We start from the raw sequence: 14,609 nt of genomic DNA, 5'->3' as shown, positions 1-14,609 counted from the left end.
GGACTACTCACCACCGAAGTACCGCTTCACGAGGTCGCGGTTGCGAGGCAGCAGCGGACCCGAACCCGGTCCCGCCGTCGCATCACCCTTCGCGCCCGTGCCCTGCGCACCCGCCGCGCCCGCCGGTCCTGTCCGAGCCTTCGGATCCGCGGCGCGAAGGCCCCACAACTCTTCCGCGTCACCGCCGTGGCCCTCGGGCAGCGGCTGGAAGGCCAGCCGGTCCGGATCCATCTCCGCTTCCCCACCGAAGACGAGCGGGTTGCTCTCCCCGCCCCGGCCCGTGCCCGCGCCTTCGCCCGGCCGCACAGCCCGGCTCGGGTGCTGAGCGCCCTGCTGGCCCTCGCCCTCGCCCTCACCGTCACCCTCGCCCTGCTGGCCTTGCCCCTGGCCCTGTTGGCCCTGGCCCCGTTGGCCCTGGCCGGACTGGGACCGCCGGGTGGGACGCCGCGCCTGGGCCCCACGGTTCCCCGCCGCGTTGTTTTCCTGGCCGAAGCGCTGGGCCAGCGCCTGCTGCCGGCGCTCCAACGTGCGGCGCAGGTCCGCGACCTGATCCGGAGAACCGGAGGACTGGGCCCGGGCGGAAGCGCGAGCCTGGGCCTCGCTGGAAGGGTTGCCCGAGGACGACTGGGAGCCCTGCTTCTCGCCCTCCTGCTCTCCAGCGCCCTGCCCCTGCTGCGAGCCCTGCGGGGACGCCTGGGGTTCGCCTTCTGGAGGGGACGCAGGGTCCTGGTCCCCACCGGCGCGAGCATCGAGCGCCATGAGGGCCTGCTCCAGCGATTCGCGCTCACGGGTGGCGGACTCGGCGCCACCGGCGGCGTGGAGGGCATCCTCGAGTTCGGCGGCGGCTTCAGCGGCGCGGTTCAACTCCGCGGCGGCCTCGGAGGCGCGCTCGGCGAGCCGCTGCTCCAGGGCATCGGAGGCCTCCCAGTCGGTGGAGTCGAAGCGGCCCTGCGCGACCTCCTCGGACAGCCGGCGCAGCTCCTCTTCGACGTCCTGGCCCAGGGGCTCCTCGCGGGCGAGCGCCTCGGCCTGCGCCTGCACGGCGGCGACCTGGGTGGCGGCAGCGGCGTTGATGTTCGAGGCGCGCAGGGCCGGCAACGGAACGAGGAACCCCACGGCCACGAACAGGAGCGCGCCCAGCAGGGCCCCCACGGGCCGGCGCCACGGCACCTCCGGAGCTTTCACCTGTTGGGCAAACTGGTTGAGGCTCAGCTCCCACTCACCGACAGGGCGCTCCAGGCGCGTGAGCAGCAGGCCTCCGGCGTTGGCGGAGCGGTCCGCGAGCACCGCCGCGTACTCCAGCGACACGCCCCGGGAGCGGGCGCGCACGAACCACCACGCGAGGCCCGCGACGACCAGCGGAGGCACGGCCCAGACGGAGGCCCCCCGCAGGAGCAGCCGGCACAGCACGCACGCGGTGGCGGTGGCCCAGATGGGAACCAGGCCCGCGCCCGTCCACGCCACGACGTTGAGGCGCCGCTGCACGCGCCGGATGGGCGCGAGCACAAGGGACTGGAAGCGGCGTTCTTCGCTGGCGGCCATGCGTGGGCGGCAGTGTCGGACACCCGACCCACCGTTCACAAGCGACGCGCCGGAACGGTCGAATCCAGCCGCGAGCGGTCGACCTCCGGACTCCGGGCGGCGGGACGATGCGAATCCCTGCGAACCCCGCGAACCGGCGGTTACTGTGCCGCGCATGAACTTCCGATTTCTCGGTCGCAGTGGTCTGAAGGTCAGTGAAATCTCCTTTGGCAACTGGCTCACGCACGGCTCCCAGGTGGAGGAGGACGCCGCCCTGGCCTGTGTGAAGGCGGCGCTCGATACGGGCATCACCACCTTCGACACCGCCGACGTGTACGCCGGCACCAAGGCCGAAGCCGTGCTCGGCCGCGCCCTCAAGGGCCAGCGCCGTGAAGGCTACGAGCTGTTCACCAAGGTCTACTGGCCCACCGGCCCCGGCCAGAACGACCGCGGCCTGTCGCGCAAGCACATCATCGAATCCATCCACGGCTCGCTGCGCCGCCTCCAGACGGACTACGTGGACCTCTACCAGGCCCACCGCTTCGACGCGGAGACGCCCCTGGAAGAGACGATGCTCGCCTTCGCGGACATCGTGCGCCAGGGCAAGGCCCTCTACATCGGCGTCTCGGAATGGACCGCCGAGCAGATCGCCGCCGGCGCCAGGCTCGCCCGCGAGCTGCGCGTGCCCTTCATCTCCAACCAGCCCCAGTACTCCATGCTCTGGCGGGTCATCGAGTCCAAGGTCATCCCCACCTCTGAAGCAGAGGGCCTGGGACAGATCGTCTGGTCCCCGCTCGCCAAGGGCGTCCTCACCGGCAAGTACCTCCCCGGCAAGCCCCCTCCCTCGGACACCCGCGCCGCCACCCAGCAGGGCGCGCAGTTCATGACCAACTTCATGACGGACGACGTGCTCACCCGCGTCCAGCAGCTCAAGCCGCTCGCCCAGGAGGCCGGCCTGTCGCTCGCGCAGCTCTCCGTCGCGTGGGTGCTCCAGCACCGCAACGTCGCCTCCGCCATCATCGGCGCCAGCAAGCCGGAGCAGGTGCTCGACAACGTGAAGGCCACCGGCGTGAAGCTGGACGCGGAGCTCCTGCGCCGCATCGACGCTGTCCTCGGCCCCGTCGTGGAGCGCGACCCCGCGCAGACCACCAGCCCCAGCCGCAGGCCCTGAGGCAGACAGGAGAAGCCCCACAACCCGGACTTCCCGTCCCCGGCCGGCGGGCACCTCATCGCCCGCCGTGCCTCAAGCGGCGCCATCCGACATCCGCGCCCTCCTACCGCCATGCGCGGTTTCTTGAATTGCGACACCCTGGTGAACCCGGGCGATCCATTTGACTTTTAAGTCGGGTGGAACAACACAGGGCCTCGCGCGTTAGCAGTCCACACTCTTCACCCCCAGGCTTCTCCTCCATGACGTCCTTCCTCCTCCTGGCCCAGGCGGCCCAACCCGAACTCGGCTGGTTGAGCAGCAAGTTGCTCGGGGTGACGCTGGGCAGCGCCGAGTGGGTGCTCTGGCTGCTCGTCATCCTGTCCGTCATGTCCATCGCGGTGATGCTGGAGCGCGCCGTCTACTTCGCGCGCCACCGGCTGCCGAACTCGGAGGCGCTGGCGGTGCGGCTGGCGCGCGGTGAGTTCGACGCCGTGAGCGCCGAGGTGAAGAACCAGAAGGGCATGGAGGCCGCCGTCATCCGCGAGGCCCTGGCCTCCGCGTCGCAGGGCCCCGACACCGTGGAGCAGGTGATTGCGTCCACCGTCGCCCGCGAGCGCCCCCAGTACGAGCGCTTCCTGTCGCTCCTGGGCACCCTGGGCAACAACGCCCCGTTCATCGGCCTGTTCGGCACGGTGCTCGGCATCATCAAGGCCTTCAACGACCTGGGCGAGATGAACGCCAAGGGCGGCGCCATGCAGCAGACGGTGATGGCCGGCATCTCCGAGGCGCTCGTCGCCACCGCCGTGGGCCTCGCGGTCGCCATCCCCGCCGTCGTCGCCTTCAACATCTTCAGCCGCCAGCTGAAGACGCTCACCAGCCGCACCAACTCCCTGGGCCACGCGCTCGTCGGCGCCATGAAGGCGCGCAAGCCGGGCGCCGCGGGGGGGAACTAGCCCATGGCTGGCAGCGCGGGCGACAACGACGACGAGATCACCGGCATCAACGTCACCCCGCTGGTGGACGTGGTGCTGGTGCTGCTCATCATCTTCATGGTGACGGCGAACTTCATCGTCCGCGAGACGGTGGAGGTGGACCTGCCCCGCGCCGCCAACGGCGGTGAGACGGTGCAGGGCCTGGTGAACGTGGTGCTCGACAAGGAGGGCAAGCTCTACTTCGACGGCGTCGAAGTGACGGAGGCCGACCTGTCCCGCCGCGTGGTGGAGGCCGTCACCAAGGACAAGGACACGCGCGCCATCATCAGCGCGGACCAGACCATCGCCTACGGCCGCGTGATGCGCCTCATCGACGTGGTGAAGGGCCAGGGCATCGCGAAGTTCGCCCTCAACATCGAGAAGGACGCGGCCCCGTCGGCCGCGCCCGCCGCTCCCTGACCAAGGCACGCGAAGCCACCATGAGCCAGGCGGTCCTCCCCTCCTCCATGACGCCCCGGCGCGACCGCTCCACGCGGTTCGTGCTCGTCTTCTTCTTCGTGTCGCTCGCGCTGCACGCGGGCGGCTTCTGGTTCCTGTCCACCATGGAAGGCCGCAAGCACACCGCCGCCCAGCGCCCGGTGGAGCTCGTCATGGTGGAGGTGCAGAAGCCGCCGCCCATCAAGGTCGCGGAAGCCGTCAAGCCGCCGCCCCCGTCGGAGGCGCCGCCGCCGCCCAACGACACGCCGCCGCCGGAGCCTCAGGCGAAGCCGCCGCCGCTCGTGGTGGGCATGACCATGTCGTCCACCACCAGCGCGGGCTCCTTCGCCGCGCCCGTGGGCAACACCGCCTACGGCAAGGCCAACGGCACCGCGAAGGACCCCAAGGAAGTGAAGGGCTACTCCGCGCCCAAGTACGTGCCCGTGTACCAGGTGGACTCCGAGCCCACCGTCGCGTCCGAGGTGAAGATCCCCTACCCGGACGAGGCGCGCCGCGCCGGCATCGAAGGCACCGTGACGCTGTCCATCACCATCGACGCGGACGGCAAGGTGGGCACCGTGAAGGTCATCTCCGGGCCCGGCTACGGCCTGGATGAAGCCGCGCGCGATGCCATCCGGCGCTTCCGCTTCAAGCCCGCCATCAAGGGCGGCGAGGCCGTGGCCACGGAGATGAAGTACTCGTACACGTTCCTGCTGGACTGACGCCGGGTCCCGGGCGCTGAGGCTCGGAGGCTCGGCGCCTCACTGCGTCTTGAGCGCGCGGCGCATGATGTCGCGCAGCGCCACCTGGTCCTCTTCCGGCATCGCCGTGACGAACTCGGGCGGCTCGAACATCCGCGCCATCAGCCGGCCGCGCAACGCGGCGCCCGCCTCCGTCAGCACCAGCATCTTCACGCGCCGGTCCTGCTCGCTGCTGCGCCGCTCCACCAGCCCGCGCGCCTCCAGCCGGTCCACCAGCCCCGTCACGTTGGACGCGTCGCACGACAGGTAGTTGGCGAGCGTGCTCATCGCGAGCGCTTCCTCGCCCAGCTGCCTCAGGACGTGCGCCTGCACCGGGGACAGCTCGAACTCCGCCGCCAACGCGGGGAAGTTGCGCATGTGGGTGTGCAGCAGGGAGAACAGGAGCGTCCACGCCTGCTGCGCGACGCCCACCTCGCCCGCCTCCGTCCCACCGGATGGGCCCCCCGACGGACGCACCGCCTGCTCGCTGTGACTGTCGCTGTATCCGTTCATAGTGAAGTTACGTTAAGTCATCTGACGCACATAAACAATTGACTCCATCAACCTTTGAGGGGTACTACATTCCGGATATTCCAACATCCGACAGTGCGGAGTTCTTCAATGCGGCTCCGGGGTCGGGTAGAGGTCGCCGTGAAGTCGTTCTTTGGACGGATCCGCCTCGCGCTCCCGCGGGTCGGTGAGGAGGTCGAAGCGGTATGAGTACCCTTCTGGCGCTTTCCCTGTCGGCCGCCCTGGCCGCGGCGCCTGTACTGTCGCTGGACGAGGCCTTGGAGTCGGCCCGTCAGCAGAACCTCGATTTGAAGATTGCCCAGGAGCGCTTCGAGCAGGCATCGCTCGCGACGCGCAGGGCCTGGTCGGGCTACCTGCCGCAGGTGTCGGTGGGCGCGTCCATCACGCGCAACAACGTGGAGGCCGCGTTCGGGCCGCTCGGGGAGCTGATCCCGCAGCGCGTCGTCATCCAGCCGCTCATCCAGAAGGGTGCGCAGGCGGAGGTGCGGCAGGCCATCATCGCGCCGCAGCTCTGGGCGGCCATCGCGGCCTCGTACAAGTCGGTGAAGCTGGCGGAGCTCAACACGCAGACGGCGCGCCGGCAGGTGCTCTTCGGCGTGGCGCAGGCCTACTACGGTGCCGCGGCGCAGCAGGAAGCGCTGCGCGCCCAGGAGCGGCTGCTGGAGCTCAACCAGGCGCGGGAGAAGGACACCCAGGCCCGGTTCGACGCGGGCACGGTGACGCGCGTGGCGCTGCTGCGTGCGCAGCTGGACCGCTCGCGCGCGGAGCAGGACCTGGTGCGCGCGAAGAACGCGCTCGCCAGCCTGAAGCTGGCGCTGGGCACGCTCATCCAGCGCGACCCGGACTTCGAGCTGGCCCCGCCGCCGGAGCCGCAGGTGCCCGCGCAGGCGTCGCCGGAGGACCTGGTGAAGCAGGCGATCGAGTCGCGCTCGGACGTGCAGGCCTCCGAAGTGGGGGTGCAGCTGACGCGCATCAACAAGAAGGGCGTGCTGCTGAGCTACCTGCCCACCGTGGGCGTCAACGGCGTCTACCGCATCAGCAACGCGGCGGGCTTCGCCGGCTCCAACGAGACGTGGGCCGTCACCCTGGCCGCCAGCTGGACGCTGTTCGACGGCGGCCTGCGCGAGGCGAACCTCTCCGAGGCGTCGTCGCGCGTGCGTGAGGCCACCGTGAGCCAGCAGCTGGCCCAGGCCCGCGTGAAGGAAGAGGTGCATCGCTCCAAGCTGGACCTGGAGAACGCGCTCGCCAACCGCGCCAAGGCCGAGGAGGCCCTGGGGCTGGCGCGCGAGTCCAACCGCCTCACCGACGTGAGCTTCCAGGCGGGCGTCGCCACGTACCTGGAGGTCGCGGACGCCAACACCTCGCTCACCAACGCGGAGGTGGGCTTCGTGTCGGAGCGCCTGCAGGCGTCCCTCGCCGCGCTGCGCCTGCTCAACGCGCTGGGCTCGTTCGAGTCCGGTTCGGTGCGCAAGGAAGCGGCGGAGCTGGGCGCGCAGCCCGGTGTCTCGGCGCAGCCCGCGCAGCAGCAGCCGGCCCCCGCGCCGGAGCAGCAGCCGCAGCCTGTGCCGCAGCCGTAGTCGCAAGCTTCGAAGGGGAAATTCCCGGCGCCCATCCTGGGGCGCCGGGTCCCCTGCCCTCCCGGGCGAGGAGCAGGTCCGTCGTTGTGGGGGTCCGGCGTCAGCCCCACCCTCCAGACAGGACCCACTTCCACGAGGAGGGCATCATGGCGGACGCATCCTGGGGCAACTGCAAGAACTGTCGCTTCTTCGCCGCCAACGGCGATGAGCCGGGCGCGGACGGAGTGCAGAGCTGCAACCAGCCGGAGCTGAAGCAGTTCGCGCTCGTGGTGTCGGGCGACAGCGGCTGCAACGCCCACGAGGAGCGCACCGGGGAGACGGTGCCCGTCTACGACGACTCCGCCCCCGCGATGCACTGACGCGCGTCAGGCGCCCTTGACGTCGCGCACGTGGGGCGTCGTCACCGGCGCCGGGTCGTGCGCGTAGTAGATGCGCTCCATCAGCTTGCGCTGGTGGACGAGCGGCTTGTCGTACTTGTCCAGCCGCATGCCCTTGTGGCTGTAGGGCGTGTCCGCGACGGTGGGGATGAAGCGCGCGTCATCGCGCACCTCCCACCAGGTCAGCCCCAGCGCGGCCTTCGCCGCCAACGGCAGCAACGGCCGCAGCGCGGGCACCGTCGTGCGCAGGAAGGAGAAGACGTGCAGGCGCGTGGTGCGCGCCGTCTCCGGCACGAAGAAGATGTGCGCCTGCGTGGTGAAGGGCCGGGGCACGCCCGCGGGGGAGGTCCAGTGGATGGTGTAGATGCTGCGCACCGGGTCGAAGCGCGTCACCCAGTCGTTGTGGAAGAGGTCCCCCGTCTTCACGAGCAGCAGACGGATGATGGGTGCGGGCCGCTGCGGGGCCCGGTAGTGCACCTCCGTGCGGTCGTCGAAGTTGTGCGCGTCGAACTCCACCGCGCCCGTCTGCGGGCCGCTCCACCCCAGCCGGGTGTGCACGTAGGGCGTGTGCTCGTCCTCGCTGAAGTTGTCGAGCGACACGTGCAGCGGCGCCTCGAACAGCGTGGAGAAGGTGCCCCCGAAGACGTAGTCCTCGCCGGACAGCTCCGGCATCGCGGACAGGGGCGTGTCCGAGCGCGCGAGCCACAGGTAGCCATGGCGCTCCACCACCTGGAAGCTCTTCGCCTCGCAGTGGCGCAGCTCCGGCTGGCTGGGGTTGGAGCCCTGGCCCTTCGAGTCGAAGCGCCAGCCATGGTACGGGCACTGGAGCTGGCCCTCCTTCGTCACCGTCCCCTTCGACAGCGGCGCGAAGCGGTGGGGACAGGCGTCGGACAGCGCCGCGGGCTGGCCGGAGGCGTCTCGGAAGAGGGCATAGGCATGGCCCCCCAGCTCCACGCGGACGGGCCGGCGGCGGAGCTGATGGGAGGGGAGCACCGGGTGGAAGTGCCGGACAACGTCGGGGGTAGGCTCCATGGAAGGGTGAGTATAGCGGCCTGTCGGGGCTGACCCCGGTGGGTCTTCCCGGTTCCGGTCCTGGCGGGTGGCATACTGCGGCGCCGTGAATGCTCCCGTCCCTTCCCGCCACCGGGCCCGCTGGCTCGCCCTGGGGGCCCTGGCCCTGCTGGCGGTGCTCGTCACGGGGGCGGCGTTGTACGCGCGGGGCGCACTGCCGGCCCCGGTGCCCCCGCTGGCCGGGCCCTTCGGCTACCACGACTACGCCCGGGCGCTGGACCCCGTGCGGCCTGGCGGGGACGTGGACTTCGGGGGGCTCGTGCGGGAGCGCGCGGCGTTGGACCGGTTCGTCGCGTCGCTCGCGTCGGTGTCGCCGCACAACCGGCCGGAGCTGTTCCCCACGCCCGAGGACGGACTTTCGTATTGGATCAACGCGTACAACGCGCTGGTGTTGCAGCACCTGGTGGACGGCTACCCGGACGGCGTGGCGGCGTCGTGGTTCGGCCGCTTCTACTGGGGCCGCGCGTGGCCGGTGGGCGGCGAGCGGCTGACGCTGTGGGCGCTGGAGCAGCGCATCCTCTTTGGCGAGTACGCCGACCCGCGCGTGCACTTCGCCCTCTTCCGGGGGACGCGGGGCGGGCCCGGGCTGGACGGCGCGCCCTACCAGCCGGACTTCCTGGACGCCCAGCTCAACGACGCCAGCCGCCGCTTCATGGGGGACAAGCGCCACGTGCGGATGGAGGGCACCACCGTGCACCTGGCCTCCCTGTTCAAGACGCGCCAGCAGGACTTCCTCGCCGCGCTGCCGGAGGGCCGGGGCGGCAACGTGCTCCAGTTCGTCTGGGCCTTCCTGCCGGACACCTGCGAGGAGCGCCCGGGCTGTGACACGCGCGGCGACCTGGACCGCGCCTGCGGGACGCAGCTGGACAAGTGCACCCTCGCCTTCATGCCCGAGGACGCCTCCTTGCCCGACGCCTCGGCCCCTCTTCGCCCCTGAGTCCCCGCCATGTACGACGCAGAGATCAACACCGCCCTCAACGACGCCTCACAGTTCCTGCGGGACTCGATCATCTCTGGAGGCGAGACGCCCACCCCGAACCGGGCGAAGCCGTTCGTCAAGCAGGCGCTCCAGTTGCTGGTGGGAGACCTGGAGGCGACCTGCGGCATCCAGGGAACACGCGGCATGCTGCCCGTGCTGCTCGCCTCGAACTTCCTCATGCGGGCGGCGGTGGACCTGTACGGCCCGGGCCTGTGCGCGGCGATGCAGTCCGAGCGCGGTGAGTGGGGCATCGTCGACAACATCAGCTCCGGCCGGGTGGGGAGCACGGCGTGGAGCCTCGCCCGGGGCCTGCTCGGCACCGTGACAACGCTCGCGGAGACGGCCACGGACCGCGTCTGGGCGTTGATCAAACGGGTGGTGGCGGGCCACGTGCAGTTCGGCTCGGACATGCTCTGCCGGATCCAGCGCGACCGCTCCTTGTTGAACCGGGCCTTCGGCATCACGGGCACCCTGAACGGGCTGACGGTCACGGGCAGCGACCCGCACCGCACCGGACACCGCGTGGTGCTGCTGCGGTTCTCGGATGGGCGGCGGACCGTCTACAAGCCGTCGGACCTGACGTTCCAGTTGCTGCTCATGGGCGACCCGACCTCGTTCCAGGTCTGCCACGCGCACCATCCCAAGCTCTTCCCGCACACCGACAGCCTGTTCACCGCGCTCGACCCGGACCTGCCGGCCATCCGCATCGTCGCCATGCCGCACAAGCGGGGTGAGTACGGCTACATGCAGATGGTCGCCAAGGCGAATGTGATTGCCCTGGTGGACCAGGGCACCTACTTCCGGAAGCTGGGCCGGCTCATCACGGTGGCCGCCCTCTTCGGCATCACCGACCTCCACGAGGAGAACGTGATGGCCACGGACGACGGGCCCTACCTCATCGACGCGGAGATGGGGTTCTCCTATCCGGGGCAGGGCGTGGGTCCCATCGACCACTCCTCGCTCAACCGGGTCCTGCACATCACCCCGCAGCAGTACACCAACGTGGGGGGCGTCTTCTCCCCGGCCTTCGACAACCAGGGCGCCTGGGAGATCTCCAAGTTGTCCGCCCCCTATGATCCCACCGAGATCAACGCGGGCTTCCGGACGGGGGCGCACGGGCCCTGGGTTGGCGGGGCCACGTATCCGAACGTCCTCCTGCAGGGCATCCGGGAAGAGGTGGACCGCATCGCCCTGCGCCTGCCGAACATCCACAGGTGGATTGGCCTCATGTATTCGGTCGCGCCCGTCGCGCGGGTCATCCTCAGCACGACGGTCATGTGCAGCCTGCACGTCAACGGCGTGACGCGGTACCTCCAGGGGAACCTGGAGACCGACGCCCAGGCGCCGCACCTCTCCTTCGACAACTGGCTCCGGTGGTACGGGGGCAAGCACAACGCGGTGCCCGGCGCCCTGTTCCAGCCGCACAGCCGCCAGGTGCTCTACGACCCGACGGGGACGCTGGGCGTCACCTATGGCACCGCGACCGCGGGCGGCGTCTCCGTGGCGCACCTCACGGAGGTGTGGAACGAGATGAACCGCCTGAGCACGGCCCAGGGCGTCACCAACCTCAAGGCCCGGTTGAAGACCGCGCTGGAGGCCAATCTCGGGTGCGGTCCGCTGGTCTGAGGCGAGAGGAACACGGGACATGACGACGGCAGGCATGTGGTTGGCGCTGGGGCTGGCCCTGGGAGCAGGGGGCGCGGACGTGAAGTGGGAGCCGCAGGTGAGCGGGACGACGGTGCGGCTGCGCGGGGTCAGCGCGGTGGACAAGCGCGTCGCCTGGGCCAGCGGGGACAAGGGCACCTTCGTGCGCACCACGGACGGAGGCAAGACGTGGAAGGCGGCCACCGTGCCGGGCGCGGAGGCGCTCGACTTCCGCGACGTGGATGCCTTCAGCGAGCGGACCGCGTACCTCCTGTCCATCGGCACGGGCGACAAGTCGCGCATCTACAAGACGACGGACGGGGGCGCGCACTGGACGCTCCAGTTCACCAACGCGGTGCCGGGCGCCTTCTTCGACGGCATGGCCTTCTGGGATGAGCAGCACGGCGTCGCGTTCAGCGACCCGGTGGACGGACACTTCGTCGTCATCACCACGGAGGACGGGGGCGCGACGTGGAAGCCCGTGCCCGAGGGCGCGCTGCCCCCCGCGCTCCCCGGTGAGGCGGGCTTCGCCGCCAGCGGCACGAGCATCGCGGTGCAGGGGTCGTCCCATGTCTGGTTCGGCCTGGGGGGCTCCGCGGCGCGCGTGCTCCACTCGGCGGACCGGGGCCGCACCTGGACCCTCGCGACGACGCCGCTGGCCACCGGCGAGGGCGCGGGCGTCTTCTCGCTCTACTTCTGGAGCCCGAAGGCGGGCATCGCGGTGGGCGGCAACTACAAGCAGCCGGAGGAGAAGGCCGGCACCGTGGCCCTCACGCTGGATGGGGGCAAGACGTGGAGCGTGCCTCCGGGCACCCCACCCGGGGGCTACCGCTCCTGCGTGGCCGCGCTGACGCGCAACCGGGGGATGTCCCTCGTGGCGGTGGGGCCCACGGGCTCGGACCTGTCCACGGACGGCGGTGGCAGGACGTGGGCGCCGCTGGACGCCACCGGCTTCCATGCCGTGTCCACGCCGCCGCGCACGCATGACACGGCGTACGCCGTGGGCGAGGAAGGCCGCATCGCGCGGCTCGTGGACGCTCGCCCCGCGGCGCCCGGCAAGGCTCCCCAGGCAGCTCCCCAGGCAGCTCCCCAGGAAGCTCCGGAGACCGCGCCGAAGAAGCCGTAGCGCGTACGCAGCAGAGGCTCCAAGGGCGCGCAAGGGCCTCCCCCGCGCCCGGCGCACAGAAGAAGCCTCAGCGCACGCTTCAGCACTTCACGGGCGCGGGGGCCTGCCCCGCGCCCCTGGCACGTCACGCCGCGAGCAGCGCCGCGCCGATGATGCCGCTGTCGTCGCCCAGCTCCGCGTCGGTGATGAGCAGGCCCTCGCGCGACGTCCGCGACGCGTACGCCTGCACACCCTCCAGCACGCGCAGCCGGATGCCCGGGCAGTGCATCAGCACCCCGCCGCCCAGCAGCAGCCGCGCCGGGTTGAGCATGGTCACCTGGTTGGCCACCGCGACGGCCAGGAACCCGGCCGCGCGCGAGTAGATCTCCTTCGCGCCCGGGTCGCCCATGTCCGCCGCCGTCTCCAACGTCAACGGCGTGATGCGGTCCGGGTTGTCCTCCACGAGCGACTCCAGGATGCGCGAGTTGCCGGACGCCAGCAGCTCCTTCGTCTGGGCGATGAGGTTGTGGCCGCCCGCGTACGCCTCCAGGCAGCCATGCTCGCCGCAGCCGCACCGCCGGCCGCCGGGCACCACCTTGATGTGGCCCAGCTCGCCCGCCACGCCGCCGCCGCCGTTCACCAGCTGGCCGCCCGCGATGATGGCGCTGCCCACGCCGGAGCCCACGTAGGCCACCAGCATGTCCTGCGCCCCACGGCCGGCACCCGCGTGCAGCTCACCCCACGCCGCGGCGGACAGGTCGTTGACCACCTTCACGCCGTAGCCCAGCCGCGTCTTCAACATCTCGCCCAGCGGGACGTTGCGCCAGCCCAGGTTGGGCGCCACGGAGATGACGCCGCTGTCCTTGTGGATCTGCCCGGCCGCGCCCACGCCGCAGCCGTCCACCTTCACCCCCCCGGCCGTCTTCACCGCCTCGGTCGCCGCCTGGGCGATGGTCTCCACCACGCCCTCCGGCGTGCGGTCCATCACCGCGGCCTTGGCGCTCGAGATGAGCGCGCCCTTCGCATCCACCACCGCGGCCCGGACAAACGTCCCGCCCAGGTCGATTCCCAGCGTCGGCATGGCCAGCTCCCTCCGTGTGCGTGCTTCGCGTGGAACGCCGGAAGCTTCAGGCGCCGACTTCGGACTGCGCCCGGGCGACCGTGCTCTCGATGAGCTTCTGGATCTCCTTCAGGCGGGACTCCGTGCTCGCCTCGAAGCGCAGCACCAGGATGGGCTGCGTGTTCGACGCGCGGATGAGGCCCCAGCCGTCCGGGAACGTCACGCGCACGCCGTCCACGTCGATGATCTGATGGCCCGCGTCGCGCAGGATTTCCGTGGCGCGCTTCACCATCGCGAACTTCTTCTCCTCCTTCGTGTCGAAGCGCAGCTCGGGGCTGGCGAACGTCTTCGGCACGTCGGAGAGCAGCTGCGACAGCGTCTGCTTCTCGTGGGTGAGGATCTCCAGGAGGCGCGCGGACGCGTACACCGCGTCGTCGAAGCCGTAGTAGCGGTGCTTGAAGAAGATGTGGCCGCTCATCTCACCGGCCAGCTCCGCGTGCTCTTCCTTCATCTTCGCCTTGATGAGGGAGTGGCCCGCCTTCCACATCACCGGCTTGCCGCCGTGCTTCGCGATGTCGTCGTACATCGTGTAGCTGCACTTCACCTCGCCGACGATGGCCGCGCCCGGGGCCTCCTTCAGCACGTAGCGGCTGAAGAGCACCATGATCTGGTCGCCCCAGAGCACGTTGCCCTGGTCGTCGATGACGCCAATGCGGTCGCTGTCGCCGTCGTAGGCGATGCCCACCTCCGCCTTGTGCTCCTTCACGGCCTTGATGAGGTCCTGGAGGTTCTCCACCACCGTGGGGTCCGGGTGGTGGTTGGGGAAGTTCGCGTCCATCTCACAGAACAGGGGCACCACGTCGAAGCCCATGCTGCGGAACAGCGGCACCGCCACCTCGCCACCGGTGCCGTTGCCGGCGTCGATGACGATCTTCATGCCCTTGCGGCCCACCTTCACCGTCTGGCGGACGAAGTGGTTGTAGGGCGTGACGATGTCGTAGGGCGTGACCTTGCCGGGCTTCGTCGCGGTGGCGAAGTCCTTCGCCTCGATGAGCCGGCGCAGCTCCTGGATCTCGTGGCCGTGGAAGGTCGTCTTGCCCGCGCCAATCTTGAAGCCGTTGTACTCGGGCGGGTTGTGGCTGCCGGTGATCATCGCCAGGCCGTCCACGGGCAGCGTGTTGGCCGCGAAGTAGGTCAGCGGCGTCGGCACCACGCCCACGTCGTAGACGTCCAGGCCCGTGGCGGTGAGCCCCTTGGCGAGCGCGTCGCGGAAGCGCGTGGAGGACTCGCGGCAGTCGCGCCCCACCGCGATGGAGGTCCCGCCCTTGCGGCGGATCATGGTGCCCAGGCCCAGGCCCAGGAGCTCCACCACCTCGATGGTGAGGTCCTTGTCCACCAGACCTCGGATGTCGTACTCGCGGAAGATGTGCGCGTTCATGGCTGTG

Annotated in this window: 14 protein-coding genes; 9 read left to right on the top strand and 5 right to left on the bottom strand. The window is 70.6% G+C overall.

Features of this window, described 5'->3' with window-relative positions; all coding sequences use genetic code 11:
- Window positions 1-3: 3 nt before the first annotated feature.
- The gene (locus D7X12_RS11115; protein WP_120625241.1) at window positions 4-1,542 is read right to left on the bottom strand and encodes a hypothetical protein; all 1,539 of its coding nucleotides are present in this window, start codon (window positions 1,540-1,542) and stop codon (window positions 4-6) included.
- A 154-nt stretch (window positions 1,543-1,696) separates the two neighbouring features.
- Here D7X12_RS11115 and D7X12_RS11110 point away from each other — a divergent pair, with 154 nt between their 5' ends.
- The 4 genes from D7X12_RS11110 (at window position 1,697) to D7X12_RS11095 (ending at window position 4,802) form a co-directional block, all read left to right on the top strand.
- Window positions 1,697-2,692: an aldo/keto reductase family protein gene (locus D7X12_RS11110; protein WP_120625240.1), complete on the top strand. Its 996-nt coding sequence runs from the start codon at window positions 1,697-1,699 to the stop codon at window positions 2,690-2,692.
- A gap of 239 nt (window positions 2,693-2,931) precedes the next feature.
- Entirely contained in the window at window positions 2,932-3,624 is a 693-nt protein-coding gene (locus tag D7X12_RS11105) for a MotA/TolQ/ExbB proton channel family protein (RefSeq protein WP_120625239.1), read from the top strand.
- A 3-nt stretch (window positions 3,625-3,627) separates the two neighbouring features.
- Window positions 3,628-4,062 carry an ExbD/TolR family protein gene (locus D7X12_RS11100; protein WP_120625238.1) on the top strand — a complete coding sequence of 145 codons (435 nt, stop codon included), beginning with the start codon at window positions 3,628-3,630 and terminating at the stop codon, window positions 4,060-4,062.
- A gap of 20 nt (window positions 4,063-4,082) precedes the next feature.
- On the top strand, window positions 4,083-4,802 hold the full coding sequence (locus tag D7X12_RS11095; protein ID WP_120625237.1) for an energy transducer TonB: 720 nt from the start codon (window positions 4,083-4,085) through the stop codon (window positions 4,800-4,802).
- Between the two features lie 39 nt (window positions 4,803-4,841).
- Here D7X12_RS11095 and D7X12_RS11090 read toward each other — a convergent pair whose 3' ends face one another.
- The gene (locus D7X12_RS11090) at window positions 4,842-5,333 is read right to left on the bottom strand and encodes a MarR family winged helix-turn-helix transcriptional regulator (RefSeq protein ID WP_120625236.1); all 492 of its coding nucleotides are present in this window, start codon (window positions 5,331-5,333) and stop codon (window positions 4,842-4,844) included.
- Window positions 5,334-5,536: 203 nt separating this feature from the next.
- On the opposite strand from D7X12_RS11090, the gene D7X12_RS11085 reads away from it, so the two are divergent.
- Together D7X12_RS11085 and D7X12_RS11080 are read left to right on the top strand one after the other, a co-directional pair.
- Window positions 5,537-6,928: a TolC family protein gene (locus D7X12_RS11085; RefSeq protein WP_120625235.1), complete on the top strand. Its 1,392-nt coding sequence runs from the start codon at window positions 5,537-5,539 to the stop codon at window positions 6,926-6,928.
- Between the two features lie 146 nt (window positions 6,929-7,074).
- Complete coding sequence (locus D7X12_RS11080) at window positions 7,075-7,287, top strand: hypothetical protein (protein WP_120625234.1); 213 nt, start codon at window positions 7,075-7,077, stop codon at window positions 7,285-7,287.
- Between the two features lie 6 nt (window positions 7,288-7,293).
- Here the strand turns inward: D7X12_RS11080 and D7X12_RS11075 are convergent, their stop codons facing one another.
- Entirely contained in the window at window positions 7,294-8,337 is a 1,044-nt protein-coding gene (locus tag D7X12_RS11075) for a Rieske 2Fe-2S domain-containing protein (protein WP_120625233.1), read from the bottom strand.
- Between the two features lie 85 nt (window positions 8,338-8,422).
- On the opposite strand from D7X12_RS11075, the gene D7X12_RS11070 reads away from it, so the two are divergent.
- Genes D7X12_RS11070 through D7X12_RS11060 form a run of 3 tightly spaced genes read left to right on the top strand, consistent with a single transcriptional unit; the run spans window position 8,423 to window position 12,125 of the window.
- Window positions 8,423-9,313 (top strand): DUF547 domain-containing protein, encoded by an 891-nt coding sequence (locus D7X12_RS11070; protein WP_244224486.1) that lies wholly within the window; start codon window positions 8,423-8,425, stop codon window positions 9,311-9,313.
- A 9-nt stretch (window positions 9,314-9,322) separates the two neighbouring features.
- The gene (locus D7X12_RS11065; RefSeq protein ID WP_120625232.1) at window positions 9,323-10,981 is read left to right on the top strand and encodes a DUF4135 domain-containing protein; all 1,659 of its coding nucleotides are present in this window, start codon (window positions 9,323-9,325) and stop codon (window positions 10,979-10,981) included.
- Window positions 10,982-11,000: 19 nt separating this feature from the next.
- Window positions 11,001-12,125, top strand: coding sequence for a WD40/YVTN/BNR-like repeat-containing protein (locus tag D7X12_RS11060; protein WP_120625231.1), 1,125 nt, complete (start codon window positions 11,001-11,003; stop codon window positions 12,123-12,125).
- Window positions 12,126-12,249: 124 nt separating this feature from the next.
- On the opposite strand, the gene D7X12_RS11055 is transcribed toward D7X12_RS11060, so the two are convergent.
- Both D7X12_RS11055 and D7X12_RS11050 read right to left on the bottom strand, forming a co-directional pair.
- Window positions 12,250-13,185 carry an ROK family protein gene (locus D7X12_RS11055; protein ID WP_120625230.1) on the bottom strand — a complete coding sequence of 312 codons (936 nt, stop codon included), beginning with the start codon at window positions 13,183-13,185 and terminating at the stop codon, window positions 12,250-12,252.
- Between the two features lie 46 nt (window positions 13,186-13,231).
- On the bottom strand, window positions 13,232-14,602 hold the full coding sequence (locus tag D7X12_RS11050; RefSeq protein WP_120625229.1) for a phosphomannomutase/phosphoglucomutase: 1,371 nt from the start codon (window positions 14,600-14,602) through the stop codon (window positions 13,232-13,234).
- Window positions 14,603-14,609 lie beyond the last annotated feature (7 nt).

It is taken from the genome of Corallococcus sicarius (genome assembly GCF_003611735.1).
GTDB classification, from domain to species: Bacteria; Myxococcota; Myxococcia; order Myxococcales; family Myxococcaceae; genus Corallococcus; species Corallococcus sicarius.
Note: the sequence above shows the minus strand (reverse complement) of the source record. Positions and strands in the feature narration are given on the sequence as shown.

Bases quoted from the DNA above. Each gene is read 5' to 3' on its own strand.
- D7X12_RS11115 (WP_120625241.1), bottom strand. From the start codon at position 1,542: ATGGCCGCCAGCGAAGAACGCCGCTTCCAGTCCCTTGTGCTCGCGCCC.
- D7X12_RS11110 (WP_120625240.1), top strand. From the start codon at position 1,697: ATGAACTTCCGATTTCTCGGTCGCAGTGGTCTGAAGGTCAGTGAAATC.
- D7X12_RS11105 (WP_120625239.1), top strand. From the start codon at position 2,932: ATGACGTCCTTCCTCCTCCTGGCCCAGGCGGCCCAACCCGAACTCGGC.
- D7X12_RS11100 (WP_120625238.1), top strand. From the start codon at position 3,628: ATGGCTGGCAGCGCGGGCGACAACGACGACGAGATCACCGGCATCAAC.
- D7X12_RS11095 (WP_120625237.1), top strand. From the start codon at position 4,083: ATGAGCCAGGCGGTCCTCCCCTCCTCCATGACGCCCCGGCGCGACCGC.
- D7X12_RS11090 (WP_120625236.1), bottom strand. From the start codon at position 5,333: ATGAACGGATACAGCGACAGTCACAGCGAGCAGGCGGTGCGTCCGTCG.
- D7X12_RS11085 (WP_120625235.1), top strand. From the start codon at position 5,537: ATGAGTACCCTTCTGGCGCTTTCCCTGTCGGCCGCCCTGGCCGCGGCG.
- D7X12_RS11080 (WP_120625234.1), top strand. From the start codon at position 7,075: ATGGCGGACGCATCCTGGGGCAACTGCAAGAACTGTCGCTTCTTCGCC.
- D7X12_RS11075 (WP_120625233.1), bottom strand. From the start codon at position 8,337: ATGGAGCCTACCCCCGACGTTGTCCGGCACTTCCACCCGGTGCTCCCC.
- D7X12_RS11065 (WP_120625232.1), top strand. From the start codon at position 9,323: ATGTACGACGCAGAGATCAACACCGCCCTCAACGACGCCTCACAGTTC.
- D7X12_RS11060 (WP_120625231.1), top strand. From the start codon at position 11,001: ATGACGACGGCAGGCATGTGGTTGGCGCTGGGGCTGGCCCTGGGAGCA.
- D7X12_RS11055 (WP_120625230.1), bottom strand. From the start codon at position 13,185: ATGCCGACGCTGGGAATCGACCTGGGCGGGACGTTTGTCCGGGCCGCG.
- D7X12_RS11050 (WP_120625229.1), bottom strand. From the start codon at position 14,602: ATGAACGCGCACATCTTCCGCGAGTACGACATCCGAGGTCTGGTGGAC.